This is a genomic window from Blastococcus sp. CCUG 61487, assembly GCF_005222955.1.
Classification (GTDB): domain Bacteria; phylum Actinomycetota; class Actinomycetes; order Mycobacteriales; family Geodermatophilaceae; genus Blastococcus.
Genome location: NZ_LWUA01000052.1, coordinates 23219 through 39971 on the forward strand (window position 1 = coordinate 23219; position 16753 = coordinate 39971).

Annotated in this window: 16 protein-coding genes and 1 pseudogene; 7 read left to right on the top strand and 10 right to left on the bottom strand. The window is 75.0% G+C overall.

The features are described 5' to 3' along the window. The first annotated feature begins 64 nt into the window (after positions 1–64). A complete protein-coding gene (locus A6V29_RS04880; RefSeq protein WP_137159260.1) occupies positions 65–1276 on the top strand; it encodes a PucR family transcriptional regulator in 1212 nt (403 codons plus the stop codon). On the opposite strand, the gene A6V29_RS04885 is transcribed toward A6V29_RS04880, so the two are convergent. Further along, positions 1259–1801: a CBS domain-containing protein gene (locus tag A6V29_RS04885; RefSeq protein WP_137159261.1), complete on the bottom strand. Its 543-nt coding sequence runs from the start codon at positions 1799–1801 to the stop codon at positions 1259–1261. The two genes, A6V29_RS04880 and A6V29_RS04885, sit on opposite strands and share 18 nt — an antisense overlap. 298 nt (positions 1802–2099) lie before the next feature. Between A6V29_RS04885 and A6V29_RS21465 the strand changes: the two genes are divergently transcribed. After that, positions 2100–2276, top strand: coding sequence for an RGCVC family protein (locus A6V29_RS21465; RefSeq protein ID WP_249933023.1), 177 nt, complete (start codon positions 2100–2102; stop codon positions 2274–2276). Between the two features lie 46 nt (positions 2277–2322). Further along, on the top strand, positions 2323–3360 hold the full coding sequence (locus tag A6V29_RS04890; protein WP_249933024.1) for an MsnO8 family LLM class oxidoreductase: 1038 nt from the start codon (positions 2323–2325) through the stop codon (positions 3358–3360). Here the strand turns inward: A6V29_RS04890 and A6V29_RS04895 are convergent. After that, on the bottom strand, positions 3347–4603 hold the full coding sequence (locus A6V29_RS04895; protein WP_137159263.1) for an MFS transporter: 1257 nt from the start codon (positions 4601–4603) through the stop codon (positions 3347–3349). The two genes, A6V29_RS04890 and A6V29_RS04895, sit on opposite strands and share 14 nt — an antisense overlap. A gap of 109 nt (positions 4604–4712) precedes the next feature. Between A6V29_RS04895 and A6V29_RS04900 the strand changes: the two genes are divergently transcribed. Then, a complete protein-coding gene (locus A6V29_RS04900) occupies positions 4713–5348 on the top strand; it encodes a trimeric intracellular cation channel family protein (RefSeq protein WP_137159264.1) in 636 nt (211 codons plus the stop codon). 16 nt (positions 5349–5364) lie between these two features. Here the strand turns inward: A6V29_RS04900 and A6V29_RS21470 are convergent, their stop codons facing one another. Both A6V29_RS21470 and A6V29_RS21475 read right to left on the bottom strand, forming a co-directional pair. Continuing rightward, a complete protein-coding gene (locus tag A6V29_RS21470; RefSeq protein WP_249933025.1) occupies positions 5365–6030 on the bottom strand; it encodes a peptidase dimerization domain-containing protein in 666 nt (221 codons plus the stop codon). After that, positions 5949–6632, bottom strand: a complete 684-nt coding sequence (locus A6V29_RS21475; RefSeq protein ID WP_249933026.1) for a M20/M25/M40 family metallo-hydrolase — start codon at positions 6630–6632, stop codon at positions 5949–5951. Before A6V29_RS21475 ends, A6V29_RS21470 begins: the two co-directional genes overlap by 82 nt. 230 nt (positions 6633–6862) lie before the next feature. On the opposite strand from A6V29_RS21475, the gene A6V29_RS04910 reads away from it, so the two are divergent. Continuing rightward, positions 6863–7915 carry a porin PorA family protein gene (locus tag A6V29_RS04910; protein ID WP_170977693.1) on the top strand — a complete coding sequence of 351 codons (1053 nt, stop codon included), beginning with the start codon at positions 6863–6865 and terminating at the stop codon, positions 7913–7915. A 68-nt stretch (positions 7916–7983) separates the two neighbouring features. Here A6V29_RS04910 and A6V29_RS04915 read toward each other — a convergent pair whose 3' ends face one another. The 4 genes from A6V29_RS04915 to A6V29_RS04930 form a co-directional block, all read right to left on the bottom strand. Beyond that, positions 7984–9105, bottom strand: coding sequence for an acyl-CoA dehydrogenase family protein (locus A6V29_RS04915; RefSeq protein ID WP_137159266.1), 1122 nt, complete (start codon positions 9103–9105; stop codon positions 7984–7986). Then, positions 9102–10301 (bottom strand): acyl-CoA dehydrogenase family protein, encoded by a 1200-nt coding sequence (locus A6V29_RS04920; RefSeq protein WP_137159267.1) that lies wholly within the window; start codon positions 10299–10301, stop codon positions 9102–9104. Before A6V29_RS04920 ends, A6V29_RS04915 begins: the two co-directional genes overlap by 4 nt. A gap of 46 nt (positions 10302–10347) precedes the next feature. Then, complete coding sequence (locus A6V29_RS04925; RefSeq protein ID WP_212719000.1) at positions 10348–11847, bottom strand: AMP-binding protein; 1500 nt, start codon at positions 11845–11847, stop codon at positions 10348–10350. Between the two features lie 101 nt (positions 11848–11948). Then, complete coding sequence (locus A6V29_RS04930) at positions 11949–12200, bottom strand: hypothetical protein (protein ID WP_137159268.1); 252 nt, start codon at positions 12198–12200, stop codon at positions 11949–11951. Positions 12201–12400: 200 nt separating this feature from the next. Between A6V29_RS04930 and A6V29_RS04935 the strand changes: the two genes are divergently transcribed. Next, on the top strand, positions 12401–13393 hold the full coding sequence (locus tag A6V29_RS04935; protein WP_137159269.1) for a coiled-coil domain-containing protein: 993 nt from the start codon (positions 12401–12403) through the stop codon (positions 13391–13393). On the opposite strand, the pseudogene A6V29_RS21880 reads toward A6V29_RS04935, so the two are convergent. Together A6V29_RS21880 and A6V29_RS04950 are read right to left on the bottom strand one after the other, a co-directional pair. Beyond that, positions 13362–13895: pseudogene (locus A6V29_RS21880) on the bottom strand (UGSC family (seleno)protein). The gene A6V29_RS04935 and the pseudogene A6V29_RS21880 sit on opposite strands and share 32 nt — an antisense overlap. Next, on the bottom strand, positions 13892–15289 hold the full coding sequence (locus A6V29_RS04950; protein ID WP_137159272.1) for a thioredoxin family protein: 1398 nt from the start codon (positions 15287–15289) through the stop codon (positions 13892–13894). Before A6V29_RS04950 ends, A6V29_RS21880 begins: the two are co-directional and overlap by 4 nt. 149 nt (positions 15290–15438) lie before the next feature. Here A6V29_RS04950 and A6V29_RS04955 point away from each other — a divergent pair, with 149 nt between their 5' ends. Beyond that, the gene (locus A6V29_RS04955) at positions 15439–16677 is read left to right on the top strand and encodes an HNH endonuclease signature motif containing protein (RefSeq protein WP_137159273.1); all 1239 of its coding nucleotides are present in this window, start codon (positions 15439–15441) and stop codon (positions 16675–16677) included. Positions 16678–16753 lie beyond the last annotated feature (76 nt).

Here is a 16753-nt window from a genome sequence, read left to right on the forward strand (position 1 = left end):
CGACGTCCGGCAAGGATGGTCGTCCCGTGCGCGGCCGCCGCGGCCGCCGCGGTGAGGAGATCAGGTGCCGGCCCGCCGACGACCTCCCGGGCCTCCGGACACGGGACCCGAGGCCTGGCTGGACGCCGTCGGAGCGGCCGCGGCGAAGGAGGCCCGCGCTCCCCTCGAGCTGCTCAGCGACTACCTCCCCCTGCTGGCCGACGCCGCCGTCGCCGGCCGCCGGCCCGAGCCCTGGGAGCTCGACGCGGTGCGCGAGCTCGGCCGGCGGGCGGCCGCCGAGGGCGTCGGGGCCCGGCGCGCGGTGGACCTGTACCTGTCGGCGGCGTGGCGGCTGTGGCGGGCGCTGCCCGTGGACGGGCGCTCCAGCGACCCGGAGAAGGTGCGCCGCTCGGCGGAGGCGGTGCTGCGCTGCGTCGACGACGCCGTCGGTGCCCTGGTCGCCGGTCACCAGGCCGAGCGCCAGGACCTGATCCGGCACGAGGAGTCCCTCCGGCGCGAGTTCGTCGACGACCTGCTCCGGGGCGACGCCGACGTCGCCCAGATGGTGCTGCGCGCCGAACCGTTCGGGATCGACCTGGGCAAGTCGCACCGGGTCGCGATCGCCGGCCTGCGGGACGCCGACGGCGACGTCGGCAGGTCGGCGATCCTGCTCGAGCGGGCGGTCGTCGACAGGTTCGGCGACCGGGACGTGCTGGTCGCGACCAAGGACGGGCGGGTGGTCGTCGTCGTCCCCAGCCGCCCCCCGTCGCCCGGCCCGGCCGAGCCGGAGCTGGGCGCCGTCCTGCAGGCCGAGCTCGCGCGGCTGGACCCGGCCCGCAGGTGGCGGGTGGCCGCCGGCCGGCCCTTCCCCGGCGCCTACGGGGTGGCGCGCTCCTACGAGGAGGCGCGCGAGGCGCTGGAGTTCGCCGAGCGGCTCGACCCGGAGGCCGACGTCGTCGGCTCCCGGGAGCTGCTCGTCTACCGCCTGCTCGGCCGCGACCAGGCGGCGATCATCGACCTCGTGCGCGACGTGCTCGGGCCGCTCGAGGCGGTGCGGGGCGGGCCCGAGCCGCTGCTGCAGACGCTCTACCAGTACTTCGCCGCGGGCGAGGTCGCCACCGAAGCAGCCCGGCGGCTGCACGTCTCGGTCCGCACCGTCACCTACCGGCTCGCCCGGATCCGGCAGCTGACGGGGTACTCCGTGGCGCAGCCGCAGGACAGGTTCGCGCTGCAGGCCGCGGTGCTCGGTGCCCGGCTGCTGGACTGGCCGGCGCGCGAGCTACCCGTCGAGGTCTGAGGCCGCCGGCTCCTCCGCCCGGGCCGCGAGCTCGGCGAAGTGCCACAGGGTGATCAGGCCGAACAGCCGTCCCGCCCTGTCGACGACGGGCACGGCATCGGTCCCGGCGCCGACCAGCACGCGGGCGACGGCCGGCAGGGAGTCGGTGCTGCGCACCCGCGGCCGCGGGCGCCCGCGGAGCAGCGTGTGCACCGGGGTCCGTTGCGCCGCCAGCGGCCCGGCCGGCCACTCCATCGCGAGCGTGCGGTCGTCCAGCACGCCGACCGGGCGGCGGTGGTCGTCGACCACGACCAGGTGCCGGTCGGGGGCTCCGGAGATCCGGTCCCACGCCGTCCACATCGAGTCGCCGTGGTGCACGGTCAGGGGGAAGCGGGTCATGACGTCGGCCGCCGTGCGCGGGGTCCGGCGGACCCGCACGGGGGCGGGCACGGTGAGCGGGCGGACGGTGCCCACCTTGCTCCGCGGTCGCGGCGCCAGCTCGGCGCCGGTTCCCGCGGTGGTGTTCCGATCGACCGAGGCTGTCATCGCGTCCCCTCCCACTGCACGCCCTCTCCCGGGCTCTCCTGTCTCGACTCCGAGAGTGCCCGGTGTCGGGCTCGGGGTCGCCTGCCGCCGCCGGACACCTCGGCCGCACCACCTTGCCGGTGCGCGGCAAGCGGCCGGGAGGTCGGCGAGGTCTGCGCCGGTCACGGGACCGGTCGGGCAGGTGGGCTTGCCGGGCACCGGCAGGAGGCCGTACCCCGGATGGCCGGTGGCCGCCCTGGATGACCGCGCCCGCCGGGGCCACCCTGGGGTGACCGACCGCCGAGCCGAAGGAGGCCCCGTGCCCACCCCCGCCGCCACCGCCGAGCGCCCGGCCGCCCGCACCACGCCGGTCGTGTCCGCCCCTGGCTGCGATGCCTGCCCCCACCCCGTCACCGACCACGACGCCGTCAGCGCGCGCTACTGCCGGGCCACCGTGGCCTCCGGCCTCGAGCGCGGCTGCATCTGCCAGGTCTGACCGCCGGGCGCGGAACACCCCTCGCCCACCGGGCGCTGGACCCGGCGTGACCGATCCCGAGCCCCGCCTGTCGTTGCTGGACCGCTCGCGCACCCGCGCCGGCGAGACCGACGCGGCGGCGCTCACCGGGACCGTCGCGCGGGCCGTCGAGGCCGAGCGGCTGGGCTTCGGCCGCTTCTGGGTGGCCGAGCACCACGCCGTCCCCGGCGTCGCCGGCTCCGCGCCCGCGGTGCTGCTGGCGGCCATCGCCGGCGTGACCTCGACCATCCGGCTGGGGTCGGCCGGGGTGATGCTCCCCCACCACCAGCCGCTCGTCGTCGCCGAGCAGTTCGCCGTCCTGTCGGCGTTCGCGCCCGGACGGGTGGACCTCGGCCTGGGCCGCTCCTCCGGCTTCACCGCGCCCGGGCGCAGGGCGCTGCGGGAGACCGAACGCGACTTCCCGGCCGACCTCGCCGAGCTGCGGGATCACCTGAGCGGCACCGCGGAGATCACCCTGCGCCCCCGGCCGACCGCGCCCGTCCCGATGCACGTGCTGGCCACCGGCGCGGGGCTGGAGGTGGCCGCCGAGCTGGGGCTGCCCGTGCTCGTCGGTGGCCCGGTGCTCGGCGTGGGCGGCGATCCGGAGCCGGGCAGGGCGGCGCTGGCCCGGTACCGGCGGACCTTCCGGCCCTCGGCGCAGCAGCCGGAACCACGGGTGTCGATCAGCCTCGACGTGCTGATCGCCGACACCGAGGAGGAGGCCGCCGACCTGCTGCTCCCCGAGGCCTGGGCGATGGCCGTCGCCCGCACCACCGGGGTCTTCCCGCCGCTGGAGCCCGTCGCCGCCGTCCGGGCTGCGCGGCGCACCGCCCGGCAGCAGGAATACCTCGAGCGCACCGCCGCGGCGGCGATCTCCGGCACCGCGACGACGGTGGAGAGCCGGCTGGCGGAGCTGCTCGAGCGCACCGGCGCAGCGGAGCTCGTCGCGAGCAGCAGCACCTTCGACCGGGCCGCCCTCGCCGCGTCCGACGCGGCGCTGGCCGCGCTCTTCGACCAGGGAGCGCTCGCCCGGCCACGGGCAGGAGCCGGGGTCAGCTCCGCGTGACCTCCGCGCGCTCCTCGGCGAGGCGGCGGTGGTGCTCGCGCACCATCGCCGGCGTCGCGTAGTCGGAGTAGCGCGGCACCCACCGCGCGAGGCCGGCCGCGCCCAGCAGGGCGATTCCGCCCACCGCGGAGATCCCCAGCGCCAGCGTGGCCACGCTGGCGATCACCGCCGGGATGACCGGCCCCAGGGAGGTGCCCACGTCGCTGAGCAGCCGGAAGACGGCCAGGAAGGAGCGCCGGTCCTCGGCGGGTGAGACGTCGGCACCGAGCGTCATGACGATGCCCGAGCCGATCCCGTTGCCGAACGCCATGACCATCGCGACGGCGGTGAGGGTCGCCGCGCTCCCGGACAGCGGCAGCGCCGCCGTGCCCAGACCGAGGACCACCATGCAGGGGACGGCGATCCACAGCCGCCCCAGCCGGTCCATCACGTGGCCGGAGGGATAGAACAGCGCCATGTCCACGAAGTTGGCGATGCCGAAGATCAGGCTGGTCGTCGCCGCGTCGAGCCCGATGTGCTCGGCCCACAGCGGGATCACGGCCACCCGCGCCGCACGGACCGCGCCGATCGAGGCCACCGCGATGCCGAGGGTGAGGAACAGGCGCCGGTAGCGGGTGAACATCCGCCGCACGCCGACCGGACCGGCGTGGACGCCCACAGCCGCGCCGCCCGAGCCCCCGGCCACCGGGACGAGCGCGAGGATCACCGCCGCCAGCAGCGACGCGGCGACCGCGACCGCGAACGCCGACCGCGTGCCCCAGACCGAGATGACGGCCGCGCCGACGAAGGGCCCGATGAACAGTCCGATCCGGAACACCCCGCCCAAGGTCGACATCGCGCGGGCCCGGTGGTGGACGGCGACGACGTCGGCCACGTAGGACTGGCGGGCCAGGTGCATGGTGGCCGCGCACGCCCCCATGACCAGCAGCGCCACCGCCAGCGCCGCGACCGAGTCGGTGAGCAGGCACGACAGCATCGCGAGGGCCGAGACGACCATCGCCGTGAGCATCGCGCCCTTCTCCCCCAGCCGGTGGGACAGCCAGGCTGCGGGGAGGTCGCCGAGGATAGTGCCGATCCCGATGGCGGCGACCATCAGACCGGCCACCGTCGTCGACGCACCGGCGTCGAGCGCGACGAGGGCGATCACCGGCATGACCGCGCCGTGCCCGATCTCGTACACCAGCAGCGGCGCCATGATCGACGGCCCGATCTGCCGCAGCACGATGCGCATCGTCGAACTCATCCGGCCGTCGTCCCTCGATCCCGCTCGTCGTCGTCCGCCGACCATCAGACATGCCCGGGCACCCGGCTCGGCGTCCGGGTCGGCGGTACCGGAGGCTACGTTCCCCGCCATGGCCACGACGGCGCTGCTCGTGCTCGACCTCATCGGCACGTTCGCCTTCGCGCTCAACGGCGCCCTCACCGCGCTGCGCGCCACCCGCCTCGACATCGTCGGCGTCGTCACCCTGGGGATGATCACCGCGCTCGGCGGCGGGACGATCCGCGACGTCTTCCTCGACGCCCTGCCGCCGGCCACCTTCCTGGACTGGCGCTACCTCGCAGTGGCCGCCGGCGGCGGCCTGCTGGCGTTCTTCCTCTGGTCCTACCTGGTGAGGATCAACCGGGCGATCAACGTGCTGGACGCCGTGGGGTTGAGCCTGTTCGCGGTCACCGGCGCGCTCAAGGCGGTCGACCTCGGGTTCGGGCCCGCGCAGTCGGCGCTGGTCGGGGCGATCACCGCGGTCGGCGGCGGCACGCTGCGCGACGTGCTGGTCCGCCAGGTGCCGACGGTGCTCAGCAGCGGGCTCTACGCCGTCCCGGCGCTGGTCGGCGCCACCGCCGTCGTCGTCACCGACCTGGTGGGGATCCGGGGACCGGTGGCCGGGGTGGGTGCGGCCGCGCTGTGCTTCGCGATCCGGCTGGTCGGCATCCACTTCGACGTCGACGCGCCGCTGCCGCCGGGCACCCGGCCGCGCGAGGACGAGTAGCCGGCGCGCCCTCGGGTCAGGGCGCGGGGGCGAGCCAGGCGAGCGCGGCGACCACGAGCGCCTCGGTGCCGGTGTCGAGGGTCGGCTGGATCACCGGCGCGAAGGCGGCCGAGTGGTTGACCGGCACGTCCTCGGCGATCCGGCCCGCGCGGGCCGCCCTGGCGTACAGGTCGGGATCGACGCCCCCGACGAACAAGTAGGTGTACGGGACGCCGAGCGCGACGGGGACGTGGCTGAAGTCCTCGCTCGCCGACTGCTGCTCCGCCGGGCCGGCCCGGTCGCCGACGTGGCCGGCGAACGCTCCGGCGACCCGCGCGGTGGCGTCCTCGTCGTTGTCGGTGAGCGGATAGCGGTCGAAGAGCTCGAACTCCGGCTCGCGCGGGCTGCCGGAGGCCGCGCACTCGCCCCGCACGATCCGCTCGACCGCGGCCAGCACCGTGCCCCGGGTGGCCTCGGAGTACGTGCGGACGTTGAGCTGCAGCACCGCGGTGTCGGGGATGACGTTGCTCGTGGTGCCGGCCTGGATGCTGCCCACCGTCAGCACGGCGGTCTCCCCCGGCGGGGCCTCGCGGGCGAAGACGGTCTGCAGCCGGACGACGATCATCGCCGCGAGCACCACCGGATCGACCGCGGCGTGCGGCATCGAGCCGTGGGCGCCGCGGCCGTGCACGGTGATCCGCATGCTGTCTGCTGCCGACAGCACGGGTCCGGAGCGGGTGACGACTGCCCCGCGGGCAGCGCCATCACGTGCTGGGCCAGCGCGACCGTCGGTGGAGGGATCAACCCGGCCAGGCCGTCGGCGACCATCGCGCGGGCGCCGTCGCCGGCCTCCTCGGCGGGCTGGAAGAGCGCGACGACGGTGCCGGTCCAGTGCTCCCTGCCCTCCGCGAGCAGGTGGGCGGCGCCCGCCAGGCAGGCGACGTGGGCGTCGTGGGCGCACGCGTGCATCACCGGCACCTCGGCGCCGGTGGCGTCGGTCGCGGTGACCGCGCTGGCGTAGGGCAGGCCGGTCGCCTCCCGCACGGGCAGGGCGTCCATGTCCGCCCGCAGCAGCACCACCGGGCCCTCCCCGTTCGCCAGGACGCCGACGACGCCGGTGCCCCCCACACCCTCGTGCACCTGGTAGCCGGCCGAGCGCAGCCGCTCGGCGACCAGGGCCGCGGTGCGGTGCTCCTGGTGCGGCAGTTCGGGGTGCCGGTGGACGTCGCGGTACAGCTCCTCCTGCCACGACCGGCTGTGCTCGAGCCCGGCGAGGACCGCGCGGACGGCCTGCGACGAGGTCATGGCGATGTCCTTCCCGCTGGACTCCTGGGCGGTGCCAGTCTGCCGGGCCGCCCGCCTCCCGGCGCGGCGCTGCAGGTCCCGCTCCCGCTTCCGGGCGCCGGTGAGCCCGGTCACCACCGCCGCTCGATCGGCTGTGCGCTCGGCCACTCCGGACGGCAGTGGGCGCGGAAGGGGGCCATGCTCGGGGGGTTGAGTTCGCCGCCTCGTCGCAGACTTCCGGAGTTCCCGCCGTGAGATTGACCCGATCGTCCATCGCCCTGGCCCTGGTGGGTGTGCTGCTGATCGCCGCCGCCGCGGTCGTCCGCTTCGTCGTCGTCCCGTCGGTCACCAAGCTGCCCACCGACCTCGACGTGACCCTCGAGTTCGAGGGCACCTACAACGGCATCAACCCGGGCGTGATCACCGGCGCCTCGACCGAGGTGCTCCTGCAGGACGTCCCCATCGAGGCGACCCGCACGGTCTCGGCCGAGCGGGTGGACGGCGACACGGAGATCGTCCAGCGTCGCGACCTCCGGACGATCGGCGACCGGCCGCCGGCGGTGTCCGACGTCGTCTTCGCCGTCGACCGCGAGACCGCCGAGGCCCTGCCCGCCCCGGACGGCGCTGACGACGTCACCTCGGCCGAGGGCCTGGTGTTCACCCTCCCCGTCGGCCCCTCCACCGAGGAGGGCGCCTACACGTACTGGGACCAGTACACGCTGCAGGCCACCCCGCTGGAGTTCTACGACGAGGACACCCTGGGCGGCCGCGACGTATACCGGTACCGGTCGGTCGCCGAGGGCGAGCTCGCCGACCCGCCGGGGCTGGGCCTGCCGACCTTCCTGCCGAAGGCGCAGCTGGCCGCGCTGGCACCCGGCCTCGAGGGCCTCGTCGCTCCCGAACTGATCGCCGCGCTGCCGGCCGTGCTGCCGTCGCTCCCCACCTCGATCCCGATCGAGTGGACGTCCCGGACCACCACCCTCGTCGACGCCGACGCCGAGCTCGGCGCCACCGTCGCCGGCGGCAGCACCCAGGAGGTCATCGGCTCGCTCGACCTGGGCGTGACGACGGTCGAGGTGCCGTTCGCGACCATCGACCTGTACTCCACCGACGACTCGATCGACGACCGCGGCGACGCCGTGGCGTCCGACGCGCAGTTGCTGAACCTCGTCGGGACGGTGCTGCCGATCGTGGCCGTCGTGCTCGGCGTGCTGGCCCTCGTGGCCGCGCTCCTGCTGGCCCGCCGGGCGGCCACGCGGACCGCCGCCGCCCAGCCGGCGGAGAAGGAATCCTCGGCCGTCTGACGCTTCGGCGGACGGCAGCGGCCCCGGGTGCTCGAGCACCCGGGGCCGCTGCCGTCTCTGCGTACCTGTCAGCCGACCGGTGCGGGGAGGTCCACCATCCCGGCCAGCCGGGCCCGGTGCGCGGCCGGGGTGCCCAGCGCGATCTGGTCCGCCTTGGCCCGCTTGAGGTAGAGGTGGGCCGGGTGCTCCCACGTCATGCCGATGCCGCCGTGCAGCTGGACCGCCTCCTCGGCCGCCTTGACCGCGACGTCGGAGCAGAACGACTGCGCCACGGCGGTCGCGATCGCGCTGTCCGGGTCGCCCTCGGCCGTGCTGGCCGCCGCGTTCCGGGCCGCCGCGGCGGCGGACTCGACCGCCGCGTAGAGGTCGGCGAGCCGGTGCTTGAGCGCCTGGTAGCCGCCGACCACGCGGCCGAACTGCCGGCGGTCCTTGAGGTAGGCGATCGTCGTGGTCAGGCACCACTGGGCGACGCCGAGCTGCTCGGAGGTCAGCAGGGCCGCGCCGGTCTCCAGACCGCGCTGCACGGCGTCGGCCCCGGACGCCGCCGGGAGGACCTCCTCGCCCGCCGCGCCCTCGAGGGTCACGTCGGCGAGCTGACGGGTCATGTCCAGGGAGACGACCGGGTCGATGCGCGCGGCATCGGCGGGGACGGCATGCACGGCGATGCCCCCGCCGTCGGCGACCGGCACGAGCAGGACGTCGGCCTCCAGCGCGCCGGCGACGCTCCGCGCGCTGCCGCTGATCCGCCCGTTCCCGTCACGGGTGAACGCGGCGACCTCGTCGCCCGGCCCGACGGAGAGCGGGACGACCAGGGCCGCGGTCCGCTCCCCCGCGGCCAGCCCGGCGAGCAGTGCGTCGGCCGCACCACCCGGCGCGGCGGCGAGCAGCACCGTCGTCGCGACGACGCTGCTGGTGAAGAACGGCACCGGGGCCGCGGCGCGCCCGAGCTCCTCGAGCACCACGGCGACCTCGCGCGCGGAGGCGCCGGCGCCGCCGCGCTCCTCGGGCACCAGCAGCCCGGCCAGACCGAGCTCGGTGGCCAGGGCCCGCCACAGCGGCTCCACCAGCGACCTGTCGCCGTCGTAGATGCCGACGACGGCGTTGGGCTCGCACCGGGCCGCCATGAGGTCCCGGACGCTGGCGCGCAGGTCGTCCTCGACGTCTGTGTAGAGCAGGTTGAGGTCGCTCATCGGGGCAGGTCCTTCCACGGGATGCCGGTGTCCACGCGCGGCTCGGAGGGCAGGCCGAGCACGCGCTCGGAGATGACGTTGCGCAGGATCTCCGAGGTGCCGCCCTCGATGGAGTTGCCCTTGGCGCGCAGGTAGCGGTAGCCGGCGTCACGGCCGGTGAAGTCGACGTGCTCGGGACGCCGCAGCGTCCAGTCGGAGTAGCGCAGCCCGTCCTCGCCGAGCAGCTCGAGCTCCATGCCGCTGGCCTCCTGGGCGATGCGGGCGAAGGTCAGCTTCATCGCCGAGCCCTCCGGGCCGGGCTCCCCCGCGGCCAGCTTCTGCCGCAGCCGCTGGCCGGTCACCCGGGCCACCTCGGCGTCCACCCAGAGCCGCAGGAGCTTGTCGTGCTGCCCGACGCCCCGGCGCTCGGGGTGCTCCCGCCACGACTTCGCGAGGACACCGACCATCCCGCTCTCCCGGCCGCCGCCTCCGCCGCCGATCGCGACGCGCTCGTTGTTCAGCGTGGCCGTGGCGACCTTCCAGCCCTGCCCCTCGTCACCGAGCCGCTGGCTGTCCGGGATGTGCACGTCGGTGAGGAAGACCTCGTTGAACTCGGCCTCACCGGTGATCTGCCGCAGCGGCCGCACCTCGACGCCGGGCACGGTCATGTCGCAGAGGAAGTAGGTGAGGCCGGCGTGCTTGGCCACCTCGGGGTTGGTCCGGGCGACGAGGATGGCCATCTGCGCCTTGTGCGCCGACGACGTCCACACCTTCTGGCCGTTGACGACCCAGTCGCTGCCCTCGCGGACGGCGCGGGTGCTGACGGCGGCGAGGTCGGAGCCGGCCCCGGGCTCGCTGAACAGCTGGCACCAGATCTGCTCGCCGGTCCACAGCGGGCGGAGGAACTTCTTCTTCTGCTCCTCGGTGCCGAAGGCGAGGATCGTCGGCGCGGCCATGCCCAGGCCGATGCCGTTGCCCCTGGGGTTGTTGTCGGGGGCGCCGGCCTTCGCGAACTGGACCTCCACCTGGGTCTGGAACGAGCGGGGCAAGCCCAGCCCGCCGTGCCCGACCGGGAAGTTCACCCAGGCCAGGCCGGCGTCGTAGCGGGCCCGGAGGAAGTCGAGCCGGTCCATGGTCGTGTGGTCGTGCGCCGCGAGGAAGTCGGTGACCCGCTGACGCAGGTCCTCCTCCACGGCTCGGGTGTCGGTCGCGGTCATGCCAGGGCTCCAGTCGGATCGGGGGTACGGGTCGGGGCGGGCGGCGCTACGTCGCGGGCGGCACCCGGTCGGCCAGGAGCTGGGAGCGGCGCACCTTGCCGGCCTCGTCGCGCAGGGGCTCGGCGACCAACTCGAAGGTGCGCGGCTGCTTGTAGCGGACCAGCCGCTCGGCGAGGTGCCGGCGGAGGTCGTCGAGGTCGACGTCGTCGATACCGGGGGCGGGCTGCACGATCGCGTGCACCACCTGCCCGAGGTCGTCGTCCGGCAGCCCGATGACGGCGCTGGACGCGACCTGCGGGTGCTCGTCGAGCGCGGCCTCGACCTCGGCGGGGTACACGTTCGACCCGCCGACGAGGATCATGTCGGTGCGCCGGTCGGCCAGGTAGAGGTAGCCGTCCTCGTCCATCCAGCCGACGTCGCCGAGGGACTCCCAGTCGCCACGGGTGCGCGCCTCCGCCCCGATGTAGCGGTAGGACGGGGCCTGGCCCGGCCCGCGGCGCAGGAACACCTCGCCGACGGTGCCCGGCGGGAGCTGCTCGCCGTCCGGGCCCAGGATCGTCATCTCGCCGTACAGCACCTTGCCCACCGAGCCGCGGTGCTCCAGCCACTCGGCGCCGCTGATGATCGTGCCGGCCTGCGCCTCGGTGCCGGCGTAGAGCTCCATGAGCACCTCGGGGCCGACCCAGTCGATCCAGGCCTCCTTGAGCCACGGCGGGCAGGGGGCGGCCAGGTGCCAGACGGTCTCGAGCGAGGAGATGTCGTACCGGGTGCGGACGTCGTCGGGCAGCCGCCAGATGCGGCTCATCATGGCGGGCACGAGGTAGAGCCAGGTGGCGCGGTGCCGCTCGACGGTGGCGAGGACGCCCTCGGCGTCGAACTTCGGCATGAGCACCAGGGTGGAGCCGTCCAGCAGGCCCGCCATCGCGCTGGTGAACGGGCCGTTGTGGTACATCGGCCCCGGCATCACGAGGACCCCGCCGGGGCGGTGCTTCCACACCAGCGCGCCGAACGGCTCGACGACGCCGGTCTGCCCGGAGACGATCAGCTTGGGGCGTCCGGTGCTGCCACCGGAGGTGGGCGCCTTGTAGGCCGGCGAGACGACGGGTGGCAGCGGGGCGTCGTCTTCGACGCCGGCGAGCAGCTCCTCGACGTCGGCGATCGGCCGGTCGAGCGGGATGTCGCCGCGGGCGACGACGAGCGGCGGGTCGGCGAGCTCGACCACGCCCTGGAGCTCCAGCGGCGGCAGCGCCGCCGACACCGGCTGCGGGACCGCGCCGACCTTCCAGGCGGCGATGCACGCCTCGACGAACTCCACGCTGTTGGGCAGGCCGATGGTCAGCAGGTCGCCGTGGGCGACGCCGCGCGCGAGCAGCCCTCTGGCCAGGCGGTTCGTGCGGCGCTCGAGCTCGGCCCAGCTGCGGGTGGTGCCCTCGCAGACCACGGCCGGGGTGTCCCCGTACCGGCCCGCGAGTTCGCCGACGCGGACCCCGATGGGCGGCGGCGGAGGCTCGGCGAGCGTCGGTGTGCCGGGCGCGGTGTCGGTCAAGGCTGCCTCCCCGGAGGCGTGGGCGCCCCCGGTTTCGGACTGTAACGCAGGCCATGTTCTGCCTGCGGGCGGTCGCCCGAGCCCGGCGGCCGCCCGGGTGGCTAGGACCCGCGGCGCAGCGGCACGGGCGCGTGCCCGGGGTCCGCGGGCTCCTCGACGACACCGGTCCGCGACCGGCCGTCCAGCCAGGAGAGCCACTCGGACGACTCGCTGTCGTCGTGGCCGGCCGCTCGGACCACGAGGTAGCCGACGCCGACGACGACGGCGAGCACGAGCAGGGCCGCGATCCCCAGCCAGCCGTGCAGCGGCGGAACCGTGAGACTGCCGGGCAGCGGCGAGGAATCGGTGGGCATGGGCACCAGGGTGCGCGTGGATGGCGGTGCCCAAACCCGCCGCAGCACGGGCCTCACCCGGTCGGGTCAGCACGCCTGTCCGGCGTCGTCGCCGCCGACCCTCCCCATCCGGGTGACCACCCACCGTGACGACAGGACTACAGCAGTGCGTCGCCGTAGCGTTCGTTCTCGTGCCGGAACAGCAGCGAGAGGTGGGTGGGATGGGCGTCGAGCCGCATGTCGACGGCGAGGTCGTCGCAGCTCCACAGGGCCAGGTGGCCCGCCCCGCTGCGGTGCGCCGTCGTCCGAACGTCTCCGGTGACCTGCCCACCGTCTTCGAGACCGCGCCGATGTTCCGGCGGACGCTGGCCGGCTACGACCGCTTCCAGGTCGACTCCTACGTCCAGTGGGCGGAGGACGAGCTGGCCACCGCCGACCGGGAGCGCGAGCACCTGACCGAGCGGCACCTCCGCACCGAGGCCGAGCTGGCCGAGGCCCGCGAGCTGCTCGCGCACTCCTCGGCGGGGGGCGAGTTCCTCCAGCTCTCCCGCCGGCTCGGCACCCTGCTCGCCACCGCGGCCGACGAGGCCGACGGGATGCTCGGCGAGGCCGACGCCGACCGCCGTGCCGCCGTCGCCGAGCTCGACCGGGCGGCCTCCGAGGCACGCGCGATGACCGCGCAGGCCGTGGCCCAGGCCGAGCTGACGACCGCGGCCGCCGCGTCCGAGGCCGCCGGCCTGCTGGCCGAGGCCCGCCGGTTCGTGGCGGAGGCCGAGGTGACCCGGGCCCGGGCGGCGACGGACGCCGAGGCGGTCCGCGCGGAGCTGCGGGCCCTGGAGTCGCGCGCCGTCGAGGCGGCGGAGCGACTGCGGCAGCAGGCCGCCGACGAGGTGGCCGCGGCACGGCTGCAGGTGCGCGAGGAGATCGTGGGCATGCTGGCCACCGCGCGAGCGGAGCGACAGCGGGCCGACGCCGACGCCGCCCGGGACCGCGCACGCCGGGACGAGGCCGCGGATCGCCACCGGTCCGCGCTGCTCGGCGAGGTGACGGCGCTCGAGGGCCGCCGCGACGCGCTGCGCCGCGAGGTCGACGGCCTGGCCCGGCGACTCGCCCGGCCGGCCGCCGACACGCCGGTGCCCGCCCAGCGGTCGGTGCTCGCGTGGCTGGGCCGGCCGCCCCGGCTCAGGAAGCCGGTGTCGATCCCGGAGCGGTGACCGCGGCGACGACGGCGGCGTACGCGTCGTCGGCGACGGCGCGCAGCTCCTCGTCGGTCCGGTCCTGCACGGGGTGCGGGACCAGGACGAACGGCGCGGGGAACCCGAGCGCCTCGCCCTGCATGCGGGCGGCGTCGGCGAACACCTCGCTGGCCAGGAAGACCCCCACCACGCCACGGCGCTCGAGGTCGGCGATGTCGTGCACACTGCACGACGTGCACGAGCCCTAATCGGCGAGCGCCTCGATGACCACCTCGCACCGCTCGGCGATCTCGTGCCGCAGGTCCACCGGCGCCGTACGGGTGAACGTGGGCTTGCGGTAGCGGCGCACGATCACGCCGTCGGCGGTGAGCAGCTCCTCGAGCCGGTTCAGGACGACGTCACCGCGGGCCTTGCTGATGTCGAGCAGCCCGACGGTGCGGCCGCGCAGCTCGGCGGGGCGGGGCAGCAGCTCCCGCTCCGTCGTCCGCTGCTCGCCGGTCGGGTCCAGGACTGTTCTCATGCGTGCACCTCTCGAGTCACCGGGGCGCTCCCCGTGTCACCGGACACCCAGCCGCCGACGATGGCGCTGAACAGGCCGGCGTCGCCGCCGGCGTGGGCGACCAGCAGACCGCCCGGTCGGAACTTCGGCAGCTCGATCCCCGCGAGCCCCTCGTGGATGCCCTCGGCGATGCCGTTCGCGCCGCGCAGCAGCTCGTCCGACGGGAGGGTGAGCAGCGTGGTCAGCTCGGCGATCAGCCGGGCGCGGTCCCAGCCGGCCTCGCGGAACACCCGGCCGTGCTCCGGGGAGACGATGAGGAGCGCGTCGAACGCCATGGGCAGCTTCGGGTGCCCGTTGACTCGGAGGCAGGCGGCGAAGGTGCGCGCCAGCGACTCGGCCGTCCGGCTGAGCTGGTCGACGACGGGCTGCACACCGGAGCCGGCGAAGAGGGTGACCGCGTCGCCCGGGACTCCGCGGTCGGCGCTCAGGGGCGCGAACGGGCTGCCCTCCTCGCGCTCGGCGAAGCAGAAGGTGAGCTTGCCGGGGTTGCCGAGGGTGGCCCGGTCGATCCCGCCGGGCCGGCCGCCACCGACGTTGCGGACGACGAGCTGCAGCGCCCGGCCGATCGTGGCGTTCGCGCGGTTGCCCTGCCCCAGGGCGTTGACCCCGCTGTTCATGCCGATCCGGCGCGCGATGGGGCCGTTGACGACGACCACCGGTCCGGAGAAGTACGTCGTCGCCAGCAGGCCGTGGAGGGCGAACTCCTCGGTGCAGGCGGCCTCGAGGGCGGCCAGCACGACCGGCAGGTGCTCGGGCAGGCAGCCGGCCATGACCGCGTTGACCGCCACCTTCTCGACGGTGCACTCGACGAGGTCGGGCGGGACGACGGCGACGACGTCCTGAGGGTCGCGGGTGGTGCCGCGCAGCATCCGCAGGACCCGCTCGGGAGTGGGCGGAACGACGGGGAGGCCGTCGGTCCAGCCGCGGTCGAAGAGCGCCTCGTGCTCGTCCTCGAGGTCGGCGAGCTCGACGCGGCGGCTGCTCAGGCCGGTGCCGCCGTAGCGCGCCTCGAGGGCGTCGATCCGGAACGGGTCGACCGAGAGCGAGCCACAGCCGGGGCGGTGCTCGGGGAGGTCGGGGCCCAGGCCGGTGCGGCCGGTCAGCTCCTCCCACTGCTCGCGGCTCCAGCCGACGACGCGGGCTGTCTCCTCGCCATCGGTTATCCGCATCAGGGTGGGGACCGTCTCGATGCCGAGCCGGTAGGAGAGCTCGAGCTCGGTGTCGTCGTGGTCGAACCACTCGGGGTCGTCCTGGGACCAGACCGCGGCGCCCAGGTCACGCAGGACCGGTTCGACGAGGACGCAGGTGGGGCAGTCGCGCTTCACCACGGCCACGAGACCGTCGGGCAGCTGCATGCGTCGGACCGTAGCGCATGGGGCGGCAATCATCGGCTGCCTGGCGGCCGACTACCTGTCCGCGTCAAGCCCCGTCCCGCATCTGTGGACAGGCGTCTGACCTGGGGATTCAGGTGGTCGAGGCGTGCTTGCTGCGGTAGTATTCGTACATGTGTTCGACCGGATGTGAGACGCCGCTGGAGTGCCTGACCGGTGCTCTGGAGGCGTTGGCCGGTCAGGAGCTGACGTCGTCGTTCGGGCCGGCGATGCTGGAGCGGGCCGGGGTGCTGGTCCGCGCGCGGAACACGCTGGTCGCCGATCTGGCCCGCACCGTGCGGGAGTGCGAGCTCACCCAGGCACCGGAGCACGACGGCAAAGCCACGATGGCCTCCTGGCTGCGCGGGCACCACCGGCTGCCGCAGGCCGTCGCCTCGCAGCTGGTCCGCACCGGCCGCGCCCTGCAGCAGCTGCCGGCGCTGGCCGCCGCGGCTGCGGCGGGCGTGGTGCCGCCCGAGGCGGTGACGGTGATCGCCCCGATCGCGTCGGAGGTCAATGTTGCCCGGGCGCAGGCGCAGGGGGTGGAGCTCGCCGAGATCGACGCCCTGCTCACCGAGGTCGCCGCCACCCGGCCACACGCCGACCTCCGCCAAGCCGTCGGGCACTACCTGGACCGGCTGGACCCCGACGGACCCGAACCCGACCCCACCGAGCAGCGCAGCCTCACGGTCACCCGGGACAGCAACGGCCTGGTGGTCGGCCGGTTCGTCCTGGACGCGATCGGCGGGGAGAAGCTGCAGGCCGCGATCGAGTCGATCCTGCAGGCCTCCCGCCCCGCCGGTGACCTGCGGACCCGCGCCCAGCAGGCCGGTGACGCCCTCGTCCAGCTCGTCGACAACGCCCTGGCCTCCGGCGGGCTGCCGATCCTGCGCGGCCACAAGCCCCACGTGGTGGTCACCATCGACCTCGACGACCTGGTCGACCCCCACACCGGGGCCGGAGCTGCCCGTACCGGGTTCGGCGGCGTCATCTCCGCCGCCAAGGCCCGCTGGCTGGCGTGTGACGGCAACGTCACCCGCATCGTCATCGGCCCCGACGGCCAACCCCTGGACGTCGGCCGCACCAAGCGGCTGTTCCCGCCGCACCTGCGCCGCGCGGTGGAGATCCGCGACCAGCACTGCGTCTTCGCCGGCTGCGACGCCCCCTCCTGGTGGTGCGACGTCCACCACCTCGTGCACTGGGCCGACGGCGGAGACACCTCACTGGAGAACTCAGGGCTCCTGTGCGAACGGCACCACACCAAGGTCCACCACGGCTTCCGGATCGAACGACAACCCGACGGCCGATGGCGCACCTACCGCCCCGACGGCACCGAGATCCTCGTCCTCGAACCGTTCCTCATCCCCGCCTGACCGAGCACGACCGGCCCGCACGGAACCCCGTGTGGGCCGGTCGTGCTGCACGCATGGATGCTCCTATGGATCGTCA

Excerpts from the sequence above, each read along its gene's own strand:
- A6V29_RS04915 (WP_137159266.1), bottom strand. The coding sequence starts at position 9,105 with ATGAGCGACCTCAACCTGCTCTACACAGACGTCGAGGACGACCTGCGC.
- A6V29_RS04930 (WP_137159268.1), bottom strand. The coding sequence starts at position 12,200 with ATGCCCACCGATTCCTCGCCGCTGCCCGGCAGTCTCACGGTTCCGCCG.
- A6V29_RS21475 (WP_249933026.1), bottom strand. The coding sequence starts at position 6,632 with ATGACCTCGTCGCAGGCCGTCCGCGCGGTCCTCGCCGGGCTCGAGCAC.
- A6V29_RS04935 (WP_137159269.1), top strand. The coding sequence starts at position 12,401 with ATGGGCGTCGAGCCGCATGTCGACGGCGAGGTCGTCGCAGCTCCACAG.
- A6V29_RS04885 (WP_137159261.1), bottom strand. The coding sequence starts at position 1,801 with ATGACAGCCTCGGTCGATCGGAACACCACCGCGGGAACCGGCGCCGAG.
- A6V29_RS04900 (WP_137159264.1), top strand. The coding sequence starts at position 4,713 with ATGGCCACGACGGCGCTGCTCGTGCTCGACCTCATCGGCACGTTCGCC.
- A6V29_RS04895 (WP_137159263.1), bottom strand. The coding sequence starts at position 4,603 with ATGAGTTCGACGATGCGCATCGTGCTGCGGCAGATCGGGCCGTCGATC.
- A6V29_RS04920 (WP_137159267.1), bottom strand. The coding sequence starts at position 10,301 with ATGACCGCGACCGACACCCGAGCCGTGGAGGAGGACCTGCGTCAGCGG.
- A6V29_RS21470 (WP_249933025.1), bottom strand. The coding sequence starts at position 6,030 with ATGCGGATCACCGTGCACGGCCGCGGCGCCCACGGCTCGATGCCGCAC.
- A6V29_RS04955 (WP_137159273.1), top strand. The coding sequence starts at position 15,439 with ATGTGTTCGACCGGATGTGAGACGCCGCTGGAGTGCCTGACCGGTGCT.
- A6V29_RS04950 (WP_137159272.1), bottom strand. The coding sequence starts at position 15,289 with ATGCAGCTGCCCGACGGTCTCGTGGCCGTGGTGAAGCGCGACTGCCCC.